The organism is Lawsonibacter sp. LCP25S3_E2 (assembly GCF_052117285.1).
Lineage (GTDB): Bacteria > Bacillota > Clostridia > Oscillospirales > Oscillospiraceae > Lawsonibacter.
In genome coordinates this window covers 1-21996 of record NZ_JBQKJL010000011.1, presented here as the reverse complement: position 1 = coordinate 21996, position 21996 = coordinate 1, and the positions used below count along the sequence as shown (strand labels likewise).

General features: G+C 49.2%; 21 protein-coding genes. 15 read left to right on the top strand and 6 right to left on the bottom strand.

The window, feature by feature from the left end; genetic code table 11:
- Positions 1-392 precede the first annotated feature (392 nt).
- Entirely contained in the window at positions 393-785 is a 393-nt protein-coding gene (locus ACTQ3R_RS10555; protein WP_441779275.1) for a VOC family protein, read from the bottom strand.
- A gap of 359 nt (positions 786-1144) precedes the next feature.
- Here ACTQ3R_RS10555 and ACTQ3R_RS10550 point away from each other — a divergent pair, with 359 nt between their 5' ends.
- From ACTQ3R_RS10550 to ACTQ3R_RS10520, 7 genes are all read left to right on the top strand, one after another.
- On the top strand, positions 1145-1942 hold the full coding sequence (locus ACTQ3R_RS10550) for an enoyl-CoA hydratase/isomerase family protein (protein ID WP_441779276.1): 798 nt from the start codon (positions 1145-1147) through the stop codon (positions 1940-1942).
- Positions 1943-2021: 79 nt separating this feature from the next.
- Positions 2022-3428, top strand: coding sequence for a sodium:solute symporter family protein (locus ACTQ3R_RS10545; RefSeq protein WP_441779277.1), 1407 nt, complete (start codon positions 2022-2024; stop codon positions 3426-3428).
- On the top strand, positions 3429-3755 hold the full coding sequence (locus ACTQ3R_RS10540; protein WP_441779278.1) for an SDR family NAD(P)-dependent oxidoreductase: 327 nt from the start codon (positions 3429-3431) through the stop codon (positions 3753-3755).
- Positions 3756-3780: 25 nt separating this feature from the next.
- Positions 3781-4479, top strand: coding sequence for a deoxyribose-phosphate aldolase (deoC, locus tag ACTQ3R_RS10535; RefSeq protein ID WP_441779279.1), 699 nt, complete (start codon positions 3781-3783; stop codon positions 4477-4479).
- A gap of 59 nt (positions 4480-4538) precedes the next feature.
- Complete coding sequence (locus tag ACTQ3R_RS10530; RefSeq protein WP_441779280.1) at positions 4539-5438, top strand: enoyl-CoA hydratase/isomerase family protein; 900 nt, start codon at positions 4539-4541, stop codon at positions 5436-5438.
- A 126-nt stretch (positions 5439-5564) separates the two neighbouring features.
- Complete coding sequence (locus ACTQ3R_RS10525) at positions 5565-6509, top strand: DMT family transporter (RefSeq protein ID WP_441779281.1); 945 nt, start codon at positions 5565-5567, stop codon at positions 6507-6509.
- Between the two features lie 5 nt (positions 6510-6514).
- Positions 6515-7342: an aldo/keto reductase gene (locus ACTQ3R_RS10520; protein ID WP_441779282.1), complete on the top strand. Its 828-nt coding sequence runs from the start codon at positions 6515-6517 to the stop codon at positions 7340-7342.
- A gap of 55 nt (positions 7343-7397) precedes the next feature.
- On the opposite strand, the gene ACTQ3R_RS10515 is transcribed toward ACTQ3R_RS10520, so the two are convergent.
- Positions 7398-8192 (bottom strand): nitroreductase family protein, encoded by a 795-nt coding sequence (locus ACTQ3R_RS10515; protein ID WP_441779283.1) that lies wholly within the window; start codon positions 8190-8192, stop codon positions 7398-7400.
- Between the two features lie 151 nt (positions 8193-8343).
- Here ACTQ3R_RS10515 and ACTQ3R_RS10510 point away from each other — a divergent pair, with 151 nt between their 5' ends.
- Positions 8344-9060, top strand: a complete 717-nt coding sequence (locus ACTQ3R_RS10510) for a GntR family transcriptional regulator (RefSeq protein ID WP_441779284.1) — start codon at positions 8344-8346, stop codon at positions 9058-9060.
- A 61-nt stretch (positions 9061-9121) separates the two neighbouring features.
- Here ACTQ3R_RS10510 and ACTQ3R_RS10505 read toward each other — a convergent pair whose 3' ends face one another.
- Complete coding sequence (locus ACTQ3R_RS10505; RefSeq protein WP_441779285.1) at positions 9122-10633, bottom strand: xylulokinase; 1512 nt, start codon at positions 10631-10633, stop codon at positions 9122-9124.
- A gap of 269 nt (positions 10634-10902) precedes the next feature.
- Between ACTQ3R_RS10505 and ACTQ3R_RS10500 the strand changes: the two genes are divergently transcribed.
- The 6 genes from ACTQ3R_RS10500 to ACTQ3R_RS10475 all read left to right on the top strand — a co-directional run bounded on the left by ACTQ3R_RS10500 (position 10903) and on the right by ACTQ3R_RS10475 (position 15875).
- The gene (locus tag ACTQ3R_RS10500; protein WP_441779286.1) at positions 10903-11634 is read left to right on the top strand and encodes an acetoacetate decarboxylase family protein; all 732 of its coding nucleotides are present in this window, start codon (positions 10903-10905) and stop codon (positions 11632-11634) included.
- An 85-nt stretch (positions 11635-11719) separates the two neighbouring features.
- A complete protein-coding gene (locus tag ACTQ3R_RS10495) occupies positions 11720-12649 on the top strand; it encodes a shikimate dehydrogenase family protein (protein ID WP_441779287.1) in 930 nt (309 codons plus the stop codon).
- A gap of 22 nt (positions 12650-12671) precedes the next feature.
- Complete coding sequence (locus tag ACTQ3R_RS10490; protein ID WP_441779288.1) at positions 12672-13259, top strand: glucose-6-phosphate isomerase family protein; 588 nt, start codon at positions 12672-12674, stop codon at positions 13257-13259.
- The gene (locus ACTQ3R_RS10485) at positions 13213-14244 is read left to right on the top strand and encodes a phosphotriesterase family protein (RefSeq protein WP_441792697.1); all 1032 of its coding nucleotides are present in this window, start codon (positions 13213-13215) and stop codon (positions 14242-14244) included. The genes ACTQ3R_RS10490 and ACTQ3R_RS10485 overlap by 47 nt, the downstream gene beginning before the upstream one ends.
- Entirely contained in the window at positions 14241-15197 is a 957-nt protein-coding gene (locus ACTQ3R_RS10480) for a phosphoglycerate dehydrogenase (protein WP_441779290.1), read from the top strand. The genes ACTQ3R_RS10485 and ACTQ3R_RS10480 overlap by 4 nt, the downstream gene beginning before the upstream one ends.
- Before the next feature lie 21 nt (positions 15198-15218).
- The gene (locus tag ACTQ3R_RS10475; RefSeq protein ID WP_441779291.1) at positions 15219-15875 is read left to right on the top strand and encodes a bifunctional 4-hydroxy-2-oxoglutarate aldolase/2-dehydro-3-deoxy-phosphogluconate aldolase; all 657 of its coding nucleotides are present in this window, start codon (positions 15219-15221) and stop codon (positions 15873-15875) included.
- Positions 15876-16680: 805 nt separating this feature from the next.
- On the opposite strand, the gene ACTQ3R_RS10470 is transcribed toward ACTQ3R_RS10475, so the two are convergent.
- The 3 genes from ACTQ3R_RS10470 to ACTQ3R_RS10460 are packed head-to-tail and all read right to left on the bottom strand — an operon-like array spanning position 16681 to position 21520.
- Positions 16681-18795, bottom strand: a complete 2115-nt coding sequence (locus ACTQ3R_RS10470) for an NlpC/P60 family protein (RefSeq protein ID WP_441779292.1) — start codon at positions 18793-18795, stop codon at positions 16681-16683.
- Between the two features lie 42 nt (positions 18796-18837).
- A complete protein-coding gene (locus ACTQ3R_RS10465) occupies positions 18838-21174 on the bottom strand; it encodes a VirB4-like conjugal transfer ATPase, CD1110 family (RefSeq protein ID WP_441779293.1) in 2337 nt (778 codons plus the stop codon).
- On the bottom strand, positions 21167-21520 hold the full coding sequence (locus ACTQ3R_RS10460) for a PrgI family protein (RefSeq protein ID WP_317326203.1): 354 nt from the start codon (positions 21518-21520) through the stop codon (positions 21167-21169). Before ACTQ3R_RS10460 ends, ACTQ3R_RS10465 begins: the two co-directional genes overlap by 8 nt.
- A gap of 102 nt (positions 21521-21622) precedes the next feature.
- Here ACTQ3R_RS10460 and ACTQ3R_RS10455 point away from each other — a divergent pair.
- On the top strand, positions 21623-21996 hold a 374-nt coding region (locus tag ACTQ3R_RS10455; RefSeq protein WP_441779294.1), incomplete at its 3' end, for a hypothetical protein.

Here is a 21996-nt window from a genome sequence, read left to right as displayed (position 1 = left end):
AGATCGTCTGGGTGGAAAGACAGATGCCGTGCGTCAAGGAGGGGTGGGGGTATTTGATTTAGTGGAGGGGTATATCTAAAAGTATATGATTTACGGGAACCTACTGTGGAAAACATGGATGATCATATGAATGGTTGCGGTGCGCTATATCCGCGGGTTGCGTTGGGCTCAAACAAAAAATACGCACCCAGAATAATTCTTTCAAGTTATGCTTGTTAAATCGTGGGGCACGCTCTATAGAGTGTGCTGTGATGCTAACAAAGATCTGACCTTAATCGAGTTGAGATTGAGAGAAACTTATCTTTGTTGTACAGTAGTGCAAAAGATAAAGTCAGAAAATGAGGTATGCAGATTTATTTTTTCAGCGTTGTCGGCACGAAAAAACATATAGATTAAAGAATTTGCACAAATTCAATTTTTTCTCCGTTTGGTCCCTGGATGGTAAAATATTTTTCACCATTGGCCCAAAAGGGCATAGAACAGATGTGATCATCCAGCAGGACATAGCCTTCAGCATTGATCTGCTCGAACACGGCTTCGATATCATTTACGTCAATAGCGATGTGATCCACTGCACCTGCCACGCCAGGACTACTGGAAGACTCATAGATTTCTATCATCAGTTCCTTCAGTTCAAGGAAGATGATGCGTCCGCCGTCATCACAGACAAGAAAAAATTTCTCTGTAAAGCCAAGGCCCTTGTAAAATTCTACGGTCTTATCATAACAGGTAGTGGGCATACCAAGGTGCGTGGTTCCGACTGCGTACGAAGTAATGTTCATCATAATTCTCCTTATCTGTTTGATATTTTTGCCCTATTGTTTGGTTTAAGGTTTCGCCTTATTATAACATAATTATGTTTGTACGTCAACAAATAAAAATACATATGGTATCTTTTTTGAATAAGCCAACAGCCTATGATTTAGATGGATTTTGCCTTCAAATAATTCACAATAATTAACAATATAATAAAACAATAAGAGATTTAATGTTTTACAAAAGCAACAATAGAAAGTTAATGACAAGAAAAATATAAAGTATTTTTTCAAAAAGATATTGACATCTTTTGATAATTATGTTATTGATTTAAATGCATAAGATAATTATGTTGAGCCAACCTAAAAAGTACAGAGGAGGAAAGGTTATGGATTATACCCAGATTAAAGTAACCATCGACGAACGTGTTGGTGTCATCACACTATGCCATCCCCCCCGCAATAGCTTTACCAAGCGTATGCTGATGGAGGTTTTGGCTGCACTGGACGAGTTTGAAGACAATGATGTGGTTCGCGCTGTCATGATGAAGAGCGAGGGACCTGATTTCTCAAAGGGAGCCGATTTTGACGACATTGACGATGAGTGGACCGGTGCTGGCGAGATTAAGGAGACATTCTCTGAACTGGGAGGACGACTGGTTGAACGTGTAGACTTCTATCCCAAGCCTACTCTGGTCGCTGCCCGGGGTATTTGTTTTGGTGGCTCTGCTGCAGTGTTCAGTTCTTTCGATATTCGTATCGTCGGCGAAAGCTTCCAAATGCACGATGGCGATATCTATTATGGCACCTGTGGTTCCTGGGGCATGAGTAGTCTGCGTCTGCCTGCCTGGATTGGCCGCAACCGTATGTTAGACTATATGTTCCTGAACGAGAACTTTACTGGCAGGCAGTTATATGAAATGGGAATGGTCAGCAAGGTTGTTTCCGATGAGTTGGTAGACCAGGTTGGCTTGAAATTTGCCAAAAAGATGTCCAAGGCAGCCCCTATTGCAGCCCGAATTTGCAAAGAGTCCATTCGAAGAGTTACCTTACCCAACTATGCTGAGCTGCGCAAGTTGGAGCAGGCCGACGCCGAATACATCTATACGACGGAGGATGCTAAGAATGGCTTGACTACTCTGACTGAAAACGAAGATGGCCCCATGTGTGAGTTTTTTGGACGATGATGTTTTCTCATATTTTCCATAGGATTCAACCCGGTGGGAGTCCGGGTAAAATAAATTTTTATAAAAGGGGAGAACAAATATGGCAATTGATAGTGGTATGTTGACGATGATTGCAGTCGTCATGGGCATATATTTTGTGTTCATGATCGGCATCAGCTGGATGGGAAGAAAACATGGTCGCACTTTTGACGAGGCTATCACAGCTGGCCGTAACTGTGGCGTATTTATGATTATTGGTTCTGCCGTTGGCTCGCATATTGGTAACGGTTTTGTTGTCGGTGGCGCTGCCAGTGGTGCTGCTACTGGTATTTCTGGTGCATGGTACGGCTTGGGCTGTGCTATTTCCTATTTAGTCATGGCCGTTACCATCAACAGAGTGGTTTACCGGGCTGGTTATATCTCTTTGCCAGAGTTCCTGCAGGCGCGCTACGGTGAGAAAATGACCTCTGTTATCTTTTCAGTTACTACAGCTCTTTCCTACATTGCAAATATTGCGGCTCAATTGATGGCTGGTAAGGCATTGTTTGAAGCACTTGGTTTTAACGGGACTTTCGGTGTGTGGGTTATTTGTGCAGTTGTTATTGCGTATTCAATGATTTCTGGTCTGTGGGGTGCCGCAGCAACCTCAGTGGCACAGGTAGCTATTATTATCGTATCTCTGGTGATTACCACTGTAATCTTGGTCAGCCAGGGTGCAGTGGGCGTAGTCAACGATGCAGTCCAGACTGGTCAAGTTCCAAGTACTTATTGGGATATCGGCCTTCCTGGCATTTCTGCTATTCTTATTACATGTATTCCTATTTCTCTGGCTGCGCTATGTGAGCAGTGCACCGTGCAACGTATCGTTTCTGCAAAAAGTGAAAAGGTGGCATTTTGGGGACTGATTCTTTCCTTTGTTATCATGATTCCTGCGGCGCTAATGCCTGCTTTTATTGGCATGTATGGCAATGTTTTGTACAACGACACCACTAACAGCGTTTTCTTCCGGGTTGCGTTGGAAGTTCTGCCTCCTCTAGCTGCTGCGCTGCTGATTGCTGCCGTCGTGGCTGCCATTATGTCTACTATTGATACCATGCTGGTTGCCTTTTCTACCATCGTTCTGCACAATATTTACCGCGGTATGATTAACCCTAATGTTTCGGAGAAAACATTGAAAAAAGGTGACTTCATCGTTCATCTCTGCCTAGGTGTTGTCTCAGCTTTCGTGGCTCTGCAGTTTACCAGTATTCTGGATCTGTTGTGGCAGATGTATAACTTCTGTGCGGCCTGTTGCTTTGCACCCTTTATTGGCGGCCTGTTCTGGAAGGGGGCCACTGCTAAAGGTGCCATTGCCAGTGCTATCACCGGCTTTATCTACATTGCTCTGAATATGATGGGTATCATCCCCACTACTACTATCCTGAGTATGTTCTCCTTCCTGCCTGCTGCTGTTGCGTTCGTTATCGTTAGCACTATTGACAACAAGAAAAATACAATTGCTACTTAAGTGAAACAATTTTACCTCCCTAATAAACCTTTTGACGGCTCCTACGTCCTCGTTACTTTGTCGAGGGGTCGGGAGCCGTCCCGCTATAAGGTGCGTGTTAACGCAATTTGCCCCGCCACCTGCGAGACCGAGATGTGGAAGCACTATTTGAGCACCCTTTCTCCTGAAGCAGCCAAAGCAAAGCAGAGTTTTTACATGAGCGTACAGCCTCTTGGTATGTGCCGACCTGAAGATGTGGCCTATGCCGCTGTATATCTCGCCTCCGAACGAGCTAGATTCATCACCGGAATAGCACTTCCGGTAGATGGCGGTGCTACTGCGATTTAAGCTTGAATGAAATGAGGTTTTCACTATGATTTTGACAGGGAAAGAGGCGGCTGCGCTGATTGACATCAGTATTGTCCGTACCAACCATTCATACCGCGATCTGCTTGATGTGGTAGAATTGGCAAAGCAGCATCGTTTCATTAATGTTCATGTGCTCCCTTGCTGGGTATCCACTTTGGCACAGCATTTAAAGGATGTGGAAGGTGTATATGTGGGTTCTCCTGTTGGATTTCCTTCGGGAGCTGCTACTACCCTGACCAAGCTTTTGGAAGCGGAACAGCTTATGCATGACGGTGTAGAGGAAATGGATATCGTCATGAATGTTGGCAAATTTAAGGCTGGAGAGTATGATTATGTACTCCGTGAATTGCGAGAAATCGTAGGCATGACCGATCACCGGGTTAAAACCAAAGTTATTATAGAGACACGTGCTCTAGCGGAAGATGAAATTTATCCTGCCTGTGATTTGGTCAAAGAGAGTGGTGCCGATTTTGTTAAGACTGGCACTGGCTGGATCCCTGGCCAGTTGGATTTAGGGCAGGTTCGTCGGATTAAGGAATATTGCGGTAAAGACATCAAATTGAAAGTTGCTGGTGGTGTCCGCACACGGGAGGACTTTGTTGCTTTGTTTGATATGGGTATAGAACGTGTAGGTATCAATGCACAATCTGCGGTTGAGATCGTTGATTCCTTGAATGCCACCCCTTATTATGGTTTAAAGTAAATCGCTGATCTTAAGATTAGAACAAGACCAAGATACACAAAGCGGAAAGGATGTTGATTATGCGAGAGAACGGCCCCGTTATTTATGAAAAGATAAGCTCCCCGAAAGGAAGCATTGCGAAGATAATGCTTAATCGCCCTGATCATGGCAACCGGATCGATGGTGAGATGTGGCATGACTTTATGGAAGCGGTGGATATGGCCAGCGTTGACCGTGATGTTCGTGTAGTCATTTTTGGTGGTGTTGGAAATGACTTTTGCTGTGGTTTTGACACCGGAGATCCCTCTGTATCTCTGAATGCCAACGAAGATGGTGTGGTCAGCTTTGCTGACCGCCGAGAGAACACTTGGGAAGAAGTCGATACCTGGCTAAAAATTTACAACATGCGAAAGCCCACTATTTGCATGGCACAGGGCACTGCTCTTGGTGGCGGCTGGTTGATTGCCATGTCTTGCGACTGTATCTGTGCTGCGGATAATACCGTGTTCGACAATACCGAATATGCCATGAATATGTCCTACACCCTATATTTGCCTTGGGATGCTTGGAAGCTGCCCATGAATATTGCCAAGGAGAAGGCTTTTACCGGCTATACCATCACGGCTCCTGAGGGATATCGCCTTGGCCTGTGCAACCGCTGTGTTCCTGTCGAACAGCTGGAAGAGACCACTATGGCGCTGGCTGAGCGTATGCTCAAGCTGTCTCCCTACACGCTGACGATGCACAAAGAAATGTACAAGATGGCTTACGATATGCGGGGCATCCAGCAGATTATCCCTTTTAGCAAGGAGATTTTTAACATCTCTATGCAGCTGCCTGGTACTCCTGAAAACGAAGCTCTGTGGGAGATTGCCAAGACCCAGGGCGGAGCCGCCATGGATGCCGAGTTCACCCGTCAGGCACGTGCCTTGAGGGAGGAGGAACGAGCATTCCGAGATCCTAAAGAAATCAATTTCTAACAAAACGTTGTGCTTTTCTCCTCTCCCTCTTTCTTTCGCGTTTAAAACGCGGCGGGAGCTGGCCGACAGACCATCCTCGTGGCCAGCTCCCGTTTCCTTTATTTCAGACAAAGGGCGGATATATTTGTGAAAAGACCGTGGATCGGCTATTTATCAGGGACATTATCGGCTTTTATTATGGGACTGTCTTGGTACGCGACAAAGCGTATCGGGCAGATCCATGATGGTGCTTTCGTACTGGACATCCTATCAATCCGCTACCTCATCAGTGGGAGTTTGTATCTGCTGGCATGGGGGGGAGGTGTGATTCGTCAGGATTATCGAGGAAAGTCCATTCGCCCTCTGGTTGAGCTAAGTCTGCTGATGCCGATTCTGTACAATATTTTAGAATACAGTGCACTAAACTACATTTCCTCAGCAGAAGTCGGGATGTTATGCTCCCTGTCTACTGTAGTGGCCTCTTGGCTGGGATACATTGTACTCAAAGAACGTATTTCCAACCGTGAAGGTATGTTTATGGTTGTTGCCGTTCTTGGTGTAATTTTAACCAATGTGGTGGACTTTGATCCTCACAGCAGCTCTAATATTGGGCGACTAATGATGATTGGCTGTGTCTTGTGTTCTTCGCTGAATCGGATCAAGTCCAGACAGGCTACCGATGATTTCACTGCGATTGAGATTACTGGAGTCATGATGTGGAGTTCTGCCATTGTTATGACTGTGTTAGCGCTGGGGCGCCATCTGCTTTTAGGGGATATAGGCCGATATATCGCTTTGGCCACCGATGTAAGGATATACGGCTATCTTCTCTTCTTAAGTGTGGGCTGTTCGCTGTTTGGATTTCTGCTGAACAATGTTGCAATTGCAAACCTTTCCATGACTCATTCCTCGGTCCTCATTACATTAGCTACCGTGGTGGCTGTTGTTAGCGGTGCAGTTCTGCTGCATGAGCCGTTGGAGTGGTATGATTACCTTGGATGTGCCGTTATTATGGTTGGTGTCATTGGCTGCAATATGTCCAAGCACAGCGACAAATCTATACTTAAGCAATCAGAATCGAAAGAGGAGTAAATAATATGGATATTAACAGCAAAAAGAAGCTATCGAATGGCGTGGAGATCCCTATCCTGGGTCTCGGTGTTTATCTGTCTCCTGAAGGGGAGGTAACTGCAAATTCCGTTCGCTGGGCGGTAGAGGCCGGCTACCGGCACATCGATGCTGCGGCCGTCTATGGAAATGAGAAAAGCGTTGGAGAGGGTATCCGCACCTGTGGCGTTCCCAGAGACCAGTTGTTCATTACCTCTAAGCTTTGGAATGAAGATATGCGCAAGGGACGTTCCAGAGAAGCATTTGAAGAAACACTCCAGCGCCTTGGCACAGATTATCTGGATCTATATCTGATCCACTGGCCTGTGGACGAGCACGTTCAGGCATGGAAAGTACTGGAAGAGCTATATGAGGCTGGCAAGGTTCGCGCCATCGGCGTGAGCAATTACCACAAGCAACACATTGAAGCCCTGGAGTGTACCGCCAAGATCATGCCCATGATCAATCAATTTGAAATGCACCCTTATATGTCTCAGCGGGCTCTAACCGATTTGTGCAAAGAGTACGGTATGCTCTATGAAGCGTACAGCCCACTAGGGGGCCAGAATGGTCCTGTTCTGAGCGATCCTATTATTAATGAAATTGCTGCTAACCGCGGCAAAACCACCGCTCAAATTGTTCTGCGGTGGCACCTGCAGCGAGGGACAATTATTTTGCCGAAGTCAAACCATAAAGAACGCATTATTTCAAATTCTAAACTATTTGACTTTGAGTTGAGTATTGACGAGATGACTCGCATGGATGCACTGAACAAAGACCTGCGTACCGGAGGGAATCCTGACTGTTTTGACTTTTAAAAGCTAAAACTCCCCTACCGCACCCGTTGCGATACGGTAGGGGAATTTTTGTGTGTTAACGCCATTCAATTTCCAGAGGATTGCGTTCCACCAGTCGGCGGAAGTGTACGGCCGGGTATCCCACCAACATACAGCCGCAAATGCGTTTACCCTTTGGTAAGTCTACCAGCTGTGCAAACAGCTCCATATAGTCCGGATGGCACGCCAAAAACTCCAGCAACCCCAGCCAACAGGTGCCCAATCCCATAGAGGGAGCCAGCAAAGCGATGAAGGTCAGGGAGAAATAGGCGTTTTTCTGCCAACTTCTCAGATCTTTGTCACTGATGGCCAAAATCAGTTGAGAGCAATCGTAAAACAATGCATCGTATCCATAGTGCTGCTGAAGCCAAACAGTATGTTTGACTTCCTTGTAGCCTGGAAAGCTTTCCGGAAGATCCTGAGCGATCCTGCAATACAGCTCATTGATCTCGTGGAGTTTTTCGCGCCCATTGACGACCAGATAGCTGATTCCCTGAGCGTTTTCTCCTGTCTGGGGGTAGCGCCCTATGTTCAATAGCTGTGCCAGAGTCTCACGGGGGACAAGCTCCTGCTTGTAGTAGCGGATCGATCGGGCTGTACGTAGAAAGTGCACGGCTTGTTTGACGGGCAAAGGTGTTCTCACCGGCTCTTGCTTTGGGGAGAGGGGATTGTCCATGCAGTCATGAGGACATATTGCCACACAGTGGCCGCAGCGGATGCATTTATCCAAATTGATTTCGACACCGTTAGGTGTTTTGGAGATAGCATTTGGCTGTAAGAAGCATTCTTGTATACATAGTCCGCACCCGGGACATTTAATTTGCTTGAGCATATAGGTTCCTCACTTTCACTGCTTTTTTGGAATGAGAGAGAAAGATGATAAATACTTGACAGAATTATTGATTTGCAGTACTATAAATAGGGAAAATGTTCCAATTAAGACTATTTATTGACCTTGATTTATTTTGTGACAGGTGAAAAATATGGGAAGAACACCCGCATATAAAGCTGTATACTTTTCCATCAAACGGGCAATCCAGGACGGATCCTACAAAGCTGGTACGTTGTTGCCTAGTGAGCCGGAATTGGAAAAACAATTTAACGTCAGTCGTACCACGGTTCGTAAGGCAATAGGTCTGCTCGCTGCCGAAGGGTATCTGGATGTAAGACAGGGCAGGGGAACACTGGTGTTGGATGTCACCACGACCCAGCGTCTGAACAGCATTACGTCCATTACTGAAACACTGATGCGTCGTGGGTACGAGGTAACCACTCAGGGCATCAGTATCGAGCTGGTTCCTGCCAGCCAAAACGTGGCTGCTGCGTTGGAGATTCCGGAAGGGACTAGCGTATATCTGGTGCAGCGTGTTCAATGCGCGGACGGTGTACCCATCGCTATTATCAAAAACTATTTGCGTTCCAGCCAAGTACCGGGGCTGCAGAAGAGAGCAGGAAGCTTTGTGGGCCTTTACAGTATGTTGGAGCGGGAGTACAATATCACCCTTCTTCATGCTACGGAGCATATATCTGCTGTCAGCGCCGACTTTGTGGAGGCACAAATCTTGCGAATCCCGATAGGAAGTCCTTTACTTTTAGTTCGACGCATTGCCTGTACGGAACACGGTCCCTTTGAATATGCGTTTATCAAACTGGTGGCTGACAAGTATGAATACAGTGTCCGACTTGAGGGGCGTGGCTGATGTACGCAAAACTAAATATTTAAGCGGGAGAGAGCCAGCGTTCGCTGGCTCTCTTTTTTACTTACTGTGTAAATGACATGTAATCACCAAGGTCGGCTAGCACATCACTGATGTGGACAAACTGTTTGAGCAACCGCTGATAGGCTTGGGCTCGATTGGCATCAGGTAAAAATGTATGCTGTACCTGATGCAGAGAAGGTATCTTGGTGTAGTCACTCCAGCAGCAGGTGGCTTTGGCACAGATGGCGGCTGCACCTAGAGCTGCGGCATCCTGGTCAATATTGGTCTTAATGACTTGAGCATTGAATACATCGGCAAACATCTGCATCCAAATCTTGCTTTTACTCCCTCCGCCACAAAACAAAAAGCGATCACTTACTTCTACTTGTTCTCGAAGGGCTTCCAGAGAAAGCCTGAGATTCAGAGCAATCCCTTCCAGACCAGCCCGAATCATATCTGCTCGAGTAGTTCCGAGGTGCATTCCGATGAAAGCTCCCCTGATGTTGACGCTTTTATCCTGACGGGTGCCACCAGCTAAGCTGGGGTTAAAGAACACACCGTTTGCGCCTAGAGGTACCTTATCAGCCCACTGATCCATGATGGTATAAGCATTACTGTCGGCTAGTTCGCTGCACAGTTGATCCCGGATCCATTGCAGGGAGGAACCGCCGGCAAAAATAGAATAGGCCGAGGTGTACATCCCTTCCTGAATGTGGGCAAACACATAGGGGCGGCGCTTGGCATCCAATACGGGGCGGTCAGAGTTGATGGGAATCCAGCTGGAGGACCCCAGTGAAACATAGACTCTGCCCTGCTCTGCGCCTACGGCACCTAGGGCCATGCATGCATTGTCCACTCCGCCGCAAGCCACGGGTGTTCCGGGGAGCAGGCCGCACTGGGTTGAAGCCTGTTCAGTAACGTGGCCGATAATATAGTGTGAGGGGACGATAGGCGGAAATATATTTCTGCTCAATCCAGCGGCATTCAGCAATTCGGCATCCAGGCAACCATTCTTTAGGTCGTAGGCCCCCAGTCCTGAAGCGTAGGAATGATCGGTATAGATCTCACCGGTAAAGCGGAAATTGATATAGTCCTTAGATCCGAGTACCTTGTCGATGCGGGCAAACAACTCAGGCTCAGTTTCTTTTAACCACATCAGCTTAAAAATCGAGTAGCAGGCGGGCGGAAATCCGTTTCCTGTTTTCATATACCAGGCTTCTTCCTCCACGGACTTGAAAAACTGTTCCGTTTGTTTTGCGGCTCGAGAATCCGACCAGATCGGCACCTGCTCTAACAAAACATTTTTTTTCGTATCTACTGGGATGGTCACCAAGCTGTGACCAGATAGGGCAACGCAGCCCACATCAGCAGCTGAGATTTTTGCTTTTGCTAGAAGCTTGTGAGAACTTTCGCACACTGCGTTCCACCAATCGCCTGGCCTCTGCTCGTGCCAGCCGGGTGCGGGATAATAGGTGGGATAGGGAATAAAGACCGTTGCCAATGTCTCCAGCTCCTGCGTGAAAAGAGAAGCCTTAACGCCACCTGTGCCCAGATCATATGAAATGAAGTGCATAAACTCGCTCCTTTCTATGTTTGCTCCAACATCATTATCATATCAAACATAGCTATGTTTGTAAATGGCATTTCGAGATTTTCTTCGAAAATTTCAAAATACATATTTGCTTTCTAAAAAAATTAACAAAAAAAGAAAATAAAATATCAAAAAAATATATTGCTGATATTGCATTGACATTTATACATAATTATGTTAGAGTGTTTTTGAAGAATGATAATACATTCTTAGTGTTTAACGTTATCTAGTTCATTAAGGAGGAGTACGATATGATCAAGCGTGAAAACTGGGGGTTTACAAATCCTGTGGTGTCCGACCTGTATGGCAAGCCGCCGTTAGTTTGGAAGGACATGGATATTCACCTGGTTGTGTACGAGACTGATATTGAAAACATTGAAAAGGTCATTCCTGAGCCACTGACTGCCCGCACCAACAAAGTTATCGTGTGGCATTCTCACTTTGATTTAGGAACTACCCAAGGAGCGTTCAGTGAAACAGCCATCTATGTTCAGGTCAAGTACAATAACTATGAGGCGGATTACGAACCTTTCCTGTATGTGGACAGCCACCTGCCTCTGACGGCCGGACGTGAGATTTGGGGTTATCAGAAAAAAATGGCAGACATTGAGATCAGCCGCGAGATGGAAGCTGTCCGGGCTCAGACTAACCGGCTTGGACATGAGATCGTCAAAGCACTGGTTGTTCCCCGCTATGAAGCGGACATGAGCGAGGTTCCCTGGAGCCCTGATGGTGTGTTCTCCCTGAAGTATATTCCCAGCGCTGAGGAGAATGGCGAGCCTCTGCGCCAATTAATTCTGACTCCTGGTGAGTTTACCGCTCTGCCTGATAAGTTCTTTGGTGGCCCGGCCTCTATTTCCTACGAACGCAGTGAAATCGATCCAACTTACCTGCTGGAGCCGAAAAAGGTCCTCGGCGGTTTCTGCGGCAAGGGGAACCTGTATTTGCCTTTTGGAAAGATCATTTGCGACTATAAGGATTAATTCCATAATTCGACAAGAATTAACCCGGACAGGGGCGCTCCGGCGCCTCTGTTTATTATTCCCTCTCTGAAAGGATGTGCTATGAGTGAATCGGTATAAATCGGCTAAACGGCCTACGTTTTATTTTATTGGCGTGACGACTGGCCAGTCTTCCATAATGAAAGTGTTTCCCAGATGGGCAGATATTATAGGTCTGGATGCGGAGATAAAAGGTATTGACTTTCAACCCCATTCTCCGGTTGAAGACTATCGAGAATGCGTTGAATTTCTAAAAAATGATCCTCTGTCTTTGGGAGCATTGGTTACTACTCATAAATTAGATTTATATCATGCCTGTGAAGATTTGTTCGACTATGTTGACCCTTATGCACGGAAACTGGGAGAGATTAGTTCTCTATCTAAGTTGGATGGGAAATTCTGTGCCCATGCAAAAGATCCCATCTCCAGTGGTTTGGCACTGGAGCACTTTGTGCCTGCAGACTATTGGAAGGATTATAATGGCGATGTTCTCCTTTTGGGGGCAGGTGGTAGTTCTCTGGCCATGACCCTGTATCTTACACAGAAAAAATTTGGTGATAATGTTCCTGAGCGAATCATCATTGCCAACCGTAGCCAGCCTCGGCTGGATTCTGCCCGTAAATTGTTGGAGAATTTGAACGATCGTACCAAGATTGAATATATTTTGAACCCTACCCCCGCTGATAATGATCGTACCCTTGCCTCCCTGAAGCCCCACTCTCTGATTGTGAATGCCACAGGATTGGGAAAGGATGCTCCTGGCAGCCCGTTGACCGATGCTTGCAGTTTTCCACGCGATTCTTTGGTGTGGGAAATCAACTATCGTGGAGAACTGATTTTCAAAGAGCAGGCCCTGGCACAACAGAAAGAAAAACATCTTCATGTAGAGGACGGCTGGAATTATTTCATTCATGGCTGGACACAGGTTATTGCTGAAGTATTCCACCAGCCTATTGAGGGAGAATTGTTGGAACGTTTGATCCAAGTGGCTAAGTAGTCTGAGCAAGGAGTTGACGATTGTGAATAACTTTGACTGGGAACACGGTTTCGCATTGGATTTTGATTTGATCAGCGGATTGTCTCAGCAGGCAGAAACCACCAAAAGGCGCTTATCTCAAATGAAGGGTATGTTCTACGATCAGACTGCCTATGAGCAGATGTTGGAACAAGATGATCCTTTGATCTATGAATTTTATGAATTGGGCTGTCCGGAACGGCCCGGCGAACTTGCCTTTGGTTCTACGATTCTCTATCCCGGCACAGTGGGGGAAGAATTTTTTATGACAAAGGGCCACTTCCATACTGACCTTATGACTGCCGAAGTGTATTACACTCTCAGCGGAAAAGGGTGCATGCTTCTGGAGAATATGGAAGGTGACTGGCGCATATTAGATATGAAGCCCGGTCAAGCGGTGTATGTCCCCCGTGGCTATGCCCACCGCACGATTAATACTGGTGACCAGCCTCTCATTGTTTTATTTGCCTTTGACGCCGATGCCGGTCATGATTATGGAACTATTGAGACAAAGGGATACCGCCAATTGGTAGTTAGGAGATCCGATGGGGTACAGATCGTACCGAACCCGAAGTGGCAGAATCATGAGTGATGTTAGAAGGATTACAACTGTCACTGGAGATATATCTGTATCGGAATTAGGGTTTTGTCAGTGCCATGAGCATATTATGCTCCGATCGGGGGTGCCTGCGACCCTAAATCCTGCACTTCGAGCTGATGATGTGGGCAAGAGCAGTTTGGAAGTGGCACAGTACATTCAGTGTGGAGGAACAAGTTTAGTAGACGCACAACCCATAGGATGTGGACGGATGCCTGAGGAGCTAAAACGGATTTCGGAGAATACCGGAGCTATTTTGATTGCCAGTACAGGATTCCATTTGCGCCGATTTTATCCCACGCAGCACTGGATCCATACCATTTCTGAGACACGGCTGGAAGGGTTGTTTGTCCATGAATTGACTGTTGGCCTTTATGAAAATGCCGATCGAACTCTGACCGGATCGGTATTGCCAATTCGGGCTGGTATTATCAAAACGGCTTGTGAGGGAGAACCCCTTTCTCAAGATTCTAGACGATTGTTTGCCGCTGCGGCTCGGGCGGCGCTACAGTGTGGAACATCTGTGATGATTCACACTGAAAAGGGATGTAATCCACTAGAAGTTTTAGACTACCTGTGTGGGTGCGGGGTGCCTCCACAGCGACTGATATTCTGTCACCTTGACCGCACGTTGCCTAACCAGTACATCACTGCTCAGTTATGCAAAGAAGGGGCTTATATCGAGTATGATACCATTGGCCGACTTAAATACCACAGTGACTCTGAAGAAATTCGTTTTATTCTTGAACTTCTGGAGCAGGGATTTGACCGTCAGCTCCTACTTTCTCTAGATACCACAAATCAGCGTATGCGCTCCTACGGCGGTGAGATCGGCTTGGATTATCTGCTAAAGATTTTTCTACCCATGCTGGAAAGTGCGGGAGTCGCGCGGGAGGTGTTACATACCATCATGCGGGAAAATCCGGCCTGCGCCCTCGGATGCCCCTTACATGTAAAGAGAGGTGCCTCAATATTATGAGTAGATTTACGGTTTTAGCAACTCCACGTTCCTTTGCCCAACGGGATCAGGCGCCAATTCGCCTATTAGAAAAAAATGGGTGCCATGTAATCCGCCTGCCGCAAAACGGCTGCGACCTAATGGAAGATCTCTGGAAGTATATCCCTCTAGCCGATGGCATTATTGCGGGATTGGAACCCTACGATGCCTCTTTGCTGGAACGGGCTGGTCAACTGAAAATTATTTCTCGCTATGGTGTAGGGTATGATAAAGTCGATTTACAAGTAGCCCGTCGATTGGGGATTCGAGTGGCTATAACCCCTGGTGCCAATGGAGATTCTGTGGCGGATTTGGCCGTTGCATTGATGCTCAGTGCAGCACGCAATATTTGTCCTATGAACCAAGCAATCCGGGAGGGACTGCCGAATAAGCCGATATCGGGGGTTGAGATGTGGAAAAAAACCCTTGGTGTAGTGGGGACGGGGCGGATTGGAAAAGGTGTTATCCAGCGAGCCTCTGGATTTGGAATGAGTATCCTTGCTAACGATGCGTATCCAGATGAGGAATTTCTCTGTACCTATGGAGGAAGCTATGTGGATTTGGACACGCTCTTTGCACAGTCTGATTTTATTACTCTGCATGCTCCTCTTACACCTGAAACAAAAAATCTGGTGGACGAGCGGCGACTAAGTCTGATGAAGCCTTCAGCTATTTTGGTCAATACTGCTCGGGGTGGAATCGTGGACGAGGATGCATTGTACTGTGCCTTAAAAGAGAAACGTATTGCTGCAGCGGCTTTGGATGCCACTTTAGAGGAACCAGCATGCAGAAGCAACCTTGCCCAATTGCCAAACTGCATCCTCACACCTCATGCAGGAGCTGCTACTGCGGAAGCAGCAAACAATATGGGTATGATGGCAGCTCAAAATCTTCTGCAGGTGTTAAATGGAGAGGATTGCCACAATTTAGTTTGATTCGGAAAGAAGGGACCATCGTTGAATAATGTTTTGACCCGCATTGCCGAAATTGGTATTGTTCCCGTTGTTGTACTGGATCGCGTGGAAGATGCGGTTCCTCTTGTCCGCTCTGTGCAAGCCGGCGGTTTGCCTTGCGCGGAAATTACATTGCGCACTCCTGCCGGTTTGGACGCTATTTCTGCTGTTGCGCAGGCCGAAGATAATATTATAGTTGGTGCCGGGTCTGTCTTGAACCTTGCCATGTGTAAGGACGCCCTGTCCGCTGGAGCAAAATTTATTGTCTCGCCGGGATTTAACCGGGCTGTTGTCTCTCACTGTGTGGAGCATGGTATAGCAGTTCTGCCCGGCTGCGTTACGCCGACAGAGATTATGGCAGCACTGGCTTTGGGTGTCCATACTTTAAAATTTTTCCCGTCCAATGTGTATGGAGGTCTAGATGCCATGAAGGCGCTTTCTGGTCCGTTTCCTGGGGTGAGATTTGTGCCTACTGGCGGCGTAAATGCTGCAAATTTGGGACAATATATTTCCGCTCCATATATTAGCGCAGTGGGAGGCAGTTGGTTGTGTTCCGCCAAAGATATAAAAGCGGGTGCATTTGACAACATTACCAGGCTGTGCACACAGGCTGTTCAGAGTGTCAAGCAGGCAAGAATGTGCACAAAAGAAAAAAACTGATATTTTTCAATTTGGTTTCTTTGTTAAACGACAACTGGGCAATAAAAGGCGCAAATTATACAGACATCACGGTAAGTGCCTATGTGCGTATGTAGGAATGTAATATAAAGTTTTAAGAGGAGAGGTGTCGCGTGAGCGGCACCTCTCCAGAATTTAAGCACATTCGTTCGTGTTTGCAAAATGGATATATCAGTTAATCATTGTGTTGGCTTCTGAAATGTAGCGGGTTTGTGGCAGTATGCTCTTGAAAAAGAAATCTTCTGATAATACATTGACATATAGATTCCTACGTCTTGCCATCGAGGGTGTAATGCCGTGTCTTTGAGTTAGTCCAAGAAGTGCTTGTGAGACGAATTGAGCACCTTGGACAATATAGAGCTACAGCTCCACAGCAACTTTCTTTTTCAGTTGACTCATTACAAGAAGAATGGTATACAGAACTGAATTTACTGTCTACCTAAATTCTGGCTTTGCAGGCCACAATGAAGTAATGTGGCAGTTTGATGCAAAAATTGAAAGCCCCCCACATAGTCTTTCAGCATATCTATGGAAACGATGTTTGGGTATCAGGTGTGCTAGGAATTCTGGTATCCAAACTTCTAGAAGATTAAAAACTCACGGTGAGAGCTAATCCTGATAAGAATTGCGTTTCAATGTGGACCTGTTGACAAAGCGCTTCAGTGAGAATTTTGTTGAGTCTTTTTAGTGTTTGTTGCTTTTTGGGACAAATATTCATTTTTTAAACGATTAGCAAGATGATTTTTGGAAAACTGACTTTGCTAACGGTTCTGCTATGCGTTTTGTTTTATTCCCAGTAATACAAGGGACATCCAAAGAAGGAAAACCCATCCAGGTCTGTGATCACCACATTATTTTGGCTGAACGCACAGTGGATGATGAGCAGGTTTCCGCTTTCATCTCTGCCACCTACGATCCCCACATGCTCATCACCGGGATAGAATACCAAATCGCCGGGCTGAGCCTCATTCCAAGAGATGGGGGTACAGTAGGTGTGCTGAATGTGAGCGCCGCCGCCGTAGCCTATGACGTACTCTCCATCAGTGACATTGTAAAATACCCAATCGACAAATCCACTGCAATCTAGCCCGTAAGGCAGGTAGGTTCCGGTAGTCGAGCTGCCGTCCGCCCATACCTTGGTAAGCTGGCCCCAGCGGGAGTCCCAGCCAATCACCAGAGACTTCCCGCCCCAGAAGTAGTTGACCTTGCCTACCAGCCTACAGGCTGTTTCCACCACAGCCCGGCGCTCTGGGTCCAGATCAGCGGGCAGGTCAGCCAGCAGCTTCTTTGCTGTGGCGTCAGAGATCGTGAGATCCCCGGCCAAGGCAGCCAGCATGTCGGAGTTTGCCAGCAGCTCATCCAACGCCGCATTCTGTTCCTCGGTGAAAGAATAAAATACCCGCATATCATCCGGTGTTCTGGCGGTGATGGTCACAGTGAGTATTTGCTCTGTCCAGGCCGGAGTGTCTCCGGAGGCGGGATGCTCCACCTCACTGGGGGTAGAGGTAAGTTTTGTCATGTCCCAGAAAACTGTGCGCAGGGCCTTCACATTGGCCGCATCCAATATCGCCACGGTCGTTCCATCAGCAGCGCACGCCGTTTTGGCGGCAAACACCGCCAGAATATCAGACCAGGGGGGCGGCTGTCCCTGGATCTCCAGCGTGTCATATCCACCCTCCACCTGCATGCTGGAGATCTTCTCTCCCAATTCGCCGTTGATCTGTGTCACCGCCTGGGCGGGAGAGATGGCCACGGTTGTTTCATCAGGCCCGGCAAAAAAGATGCCCAGCGGTGAGGCGAGGATGATGCCGCACAAACAGATGACGACCACCACCGCGATCACCACCCCACCGCCTGCCGTGGCCGCGGCGGCCAGAGCCTTAGCTGCCTCGAGCACGGCGCGGAGCGCGCGGTTTGCCGCCTGTGCGGCCTGCCTGGCGGTCACACGGCCTGCCTTTGCGGCCATTTGGGTTCGTGTCAGTCTGGCTCCCGCCTCCGTCGCACGGCGGGCCTGTCGTGCCGGAAACGCTCTTACAGGCGGTTTCCCACCCGGCTTTCCGATCCTAGCTGTTTTGCAAATGGGATGGCCAGACGATTTGACCGGTACGCCTAGTTCTTTTGCTGCCGTCTTTGCGGTGCTGCCCATAGCCTGCCTGGAGGTCTCCCCGTGAGGCCGGGGCTGCAAATGAGAACCATCTGTCTGCCCAGACACCTGATGTAGATGCTTGCGGGCCTCTATACCTTGTGGCCGTTTTCCCGAGGGAGGAGCTGCCATGGGGCCATCCTCTCCCACAGGCAAGCGCCGCTCCAGTTTCCCACTGCGGAGAAGGTTGCCCTGGCGCTCCTGCATAAAGGACGCTTTTCCCTGCTGCAAGGCGCTTGGTGGTGTGGCAGGCGCGGGATCGGCTTGCATCTTCAGATAGGCGTCCTTGGTCTTGATATTTCTCTTTTGAGGCGTTTGGAGTGCGGACTGCGGCTGGGGGCGGTTTCTGCCCGCACTCTGTGCCCGGAGCGGATCTCCCGCTTCTTTCCCGTGGCGGCGGCTCCTTGGAGGCAGGGTGCCGTCATCTCTTGGTCTTGCCGCTCCTGGCGGATCGTAACGGTCAGGGTATTCGTCCGGGCCTGCATCCGGGGTGTGTTTTGCACCTTTCTTTCGCCTTCCAAGCAAACGTTCGGCCAGCTGCTCCGCCCGTTTGACACCGCTCACCTCGGCATCGCCCAGCTGATCACCACCGAAGTTATCCCGCTGGCCGTGCTGGGCCGTGTCCCGCAGCTGGCCCCGCAGGCGTTCTGTGCCATCATCCAGCCCCCGTTGGATCAATTCCTTCGGCGCGGACTTGACCCGCTCTTTCAAAGTATGCTGCACCTGGGGCTTCTCTTTGATCTTATCGATATATCTCACCTCACTCCAGCAGGGAGGGGCCTTGGCCCCTCCCTGGTTTTATTACGCGGCCAAGTCAGATGGCTTGGTGGTCATCAGTTTATAGAGCTGCGTATGACGGGGGAAATTGTCCATGAAGGGCACAATGGCGCTACCGCACTTGATGAGACCCCGTCCAAAGTCCACATTGGTGATGTAGGAGAGCTGGTTGTCGGAGATATTCAGCAGCCGGGCCAGCTCCAGCCGGTCGGTGCTGGCCTGGTTGAGCATGACCAGGAACTCGCTGTTGGCCAGCATGGTCCGGGCCGTGTGGGACTGGAGCAGATCGTCCACATTCTGGGTCAGGCCGGTGCAGCAGGCACCGTACTTCCGGACCCGCTTCCAAAGGGTAAATAGGAAGTTGGCGCTGTACTCATGCTGGAACAGTAGATAGATCTCATCGATGTAAATCCAGGTATTCCGCCCCAGGCGGCGGTTGCGGGTGATCCGGTTGAGAAAGCTGTCCAGGATCACCAGCATACCCATGGAGAGCAGCTGTTTGCCCAGCTTCCGTATATCATAGCAGGCGATGCGGGAGCTCATGTCCACATTGGTGGGTTTGGCAAAGGTGTTAAGACTGCCCTCTGTGAACAGTTCCAGGGCCAGAGCCACGTCCCGCGCCTCGGCCTCCGGCTGGCGCAGCAGTTCCGCGTGGAAGTCCTGGAGCGTGGGGGCCTGGCCCTGGCAGCCGTCCCGCACATAGTCGTGATAGCACTGTGCTGTACAGCGGTCAATGATGGACTTTTCCTTGGCAGACAGCTTTCCGGCCCCCACAGACTGTTCACAGAGAGAAAGCAGGAACTCCGATTTCAGCACCACGGGGTTTTCCCCCTCGCCGTAGCCCTGCTCCATATCCATGGCGTTGATGTGGTTGCTGGAGGTGGCCGAGATCTCCACCACCTCACCGCCCAGCCCCTCCACCAGGGGCCGATACTCACTTTCCGGATCGATGATCAGGATGTCATCCTGGGTAGAGAGGGCCAGGGCGGTGATCTCCCGCTTAGCGGTAAAGGATTTTCCGGAGCCGGACACGCCCAGAACAAATCCGTTGCCGTTGAGAAGCTGCTTGCGGTCGGCAATGATGAGATTTTTGCTGATGACATTCTGGCCGTAGTAGATGCCGCCCCGGTCCCGGATCTCCTGGGCTTTGAAGGGCATGAGGACGGCCAGAGCCTCGGTGGTAAGGGTGCGCAGGGCGTCGATCCGCCGCAGCCCCAAGGGGAGGGCGGTGACAAGGCCCGCGTCCTGCTGCCAGTTCAGAGTGGTCAGCTGACACAGATGCTTGCGTGCGATGGACTGGAGAGTCTCTGTGTCGCTGTCCAGCTCCTCCTTGCTGTCGGCCAGATGCACCAGAGTCACCACGGCGAACATCATGCGCTGATCCCGTGTGGTTAGATCATCCAGCATTTCCCGCGTCTCTTTCCGCTGCTGCTCCAGGTCGTAGGGCACCACCGCAGAGAAGTTGTTATTGCTGTTCTGCCGCCGCTGCCAGTTGGTGACGTTGGTCTCCACCCCCAGCAGGCGGTTCTGCATCTCACGCACGGCCTCATCGGTGGGGACAGGGATCACGTCGATGGACAGCATCATGGTGCGGTTCAGACTGGTAAGCTCATTGATCATGGAGTCCTTGATATAGCTGGCATACTCCTTGAGGAACATGGCCCGGCCATATTTATCGCCCATGATGAAGTGATCCTTCCGAAACTCCACACTGTCCGGGCAGATGGTGTCCTTGAAGGAGCGTCCTGTTTTCATGCACTCCCGCAGGTCGATATGGAACCGGGACTCCTCGCCTACTCGGTAAAAGTCGTGGAGCACACGCAGTCGCTCCACCGCGTCCAGCTCCTCACAGTGGGAATCCAGGTGATTGAGCCGGGTGGTCACATCATTCATGACCCGGTCAAAGAAGGTGCGGGCCTCCTCGGGCGTTTTCTTATGGGCGGATACTGTGACATATCGCTCCTGCACCATGCTGTTGGAGGAGTCGGTGACCTTGTCCAGCAGCATGGCGTTGTACTCCGAACGGCCTCCGTCCAGATGATCCCCCTGGGGCGGGATCAGGATCTCCTGCTCGAAGTTGCGGCGGTTGAGCCGCTTGTTGTTGATGGTAATTTTGGTGGTAGAGCCGGTGTCCAGGGCATTGAGCAGTTCCGAGTAGCCCAGGAACATGGAGGTCTTGTCCTCTTTGGAAGCAATGGCGTAATTGATGTCAGAAAAGCGGATGGTTTTTGAAAATTTCCCGCCAAACTGAAAAAGCCCATCCGGCCAGAGACGGCGGATGGGGATAGTATCCTGTACAGACTTGGGCACCGAAAGGTGCTCTTTGTCCTGCTTCAGTGTGTTTTGAAGGGTTTTAATCAAGTCGGATGGCCTCCTTTATTGATGTGTGTTCCATAAGTTTGACATAGAGATCCTCCGTTCGGAATAAGAGCCGTTTGGGCATGAGAAATTCCGAGCGGATATAAGCCATGAGAAAGCGTTCCAGGGTCATGCCGTTGTAGGTGAAAAAACCGCCCAGGGCAAAGGGAAACGCGGCCAGGATGCACACCCAGCCGATCTCGCCTGTCCCAAGCACCGGACGCAGGCAAAAGTACACGACTAGCGCTACCAGAACGGCCAGAAGGGCAAACAAAAATTGCCGCAGGGACAGGCCGAAAAATAAGCTTTCCTGGTAATTCCGGACCTCTTTATTGATGCGGACCTCCAAGATCTCACCTCCTATATTTCTGCTTGGTTTTCATGGACAGACCGTTGCAAAGCCTGTCCGGCTATGGTACCATTTGCTCAACTTAGAAAGGGAGTGGAGCGTATGGCATACTTGATGCTCGGGATCGTGATGATTTTTCTCTCCATTGTGTTCCGGTTGGCAGCCGTGTTTCGCCTGACCATTCCACTGCTTTATGCGCTGGTCGTTCCCACCGTGTTCCATGAATGGTATTATGCCAATCAGACTCTGGCCAACGTCATCTGGTATGTGCTGCTGGCGGTGGTAGTCCTATCTTGGGTAGTTTCCCTGGTTCGGAAGGTTCGGGGCATTCTGCTCCGACGGAGAGAGGACAAGATGCTGGAGCTTAGGGGGACGGCACCGACTTTTCAGAAATTTCATAGACGCCGGGCAGCAGGTTCTCCACCATGGCGGAGCCGTCCGCCCCGGTGGTCACTTCCGTCACGCTATGGCCGTCC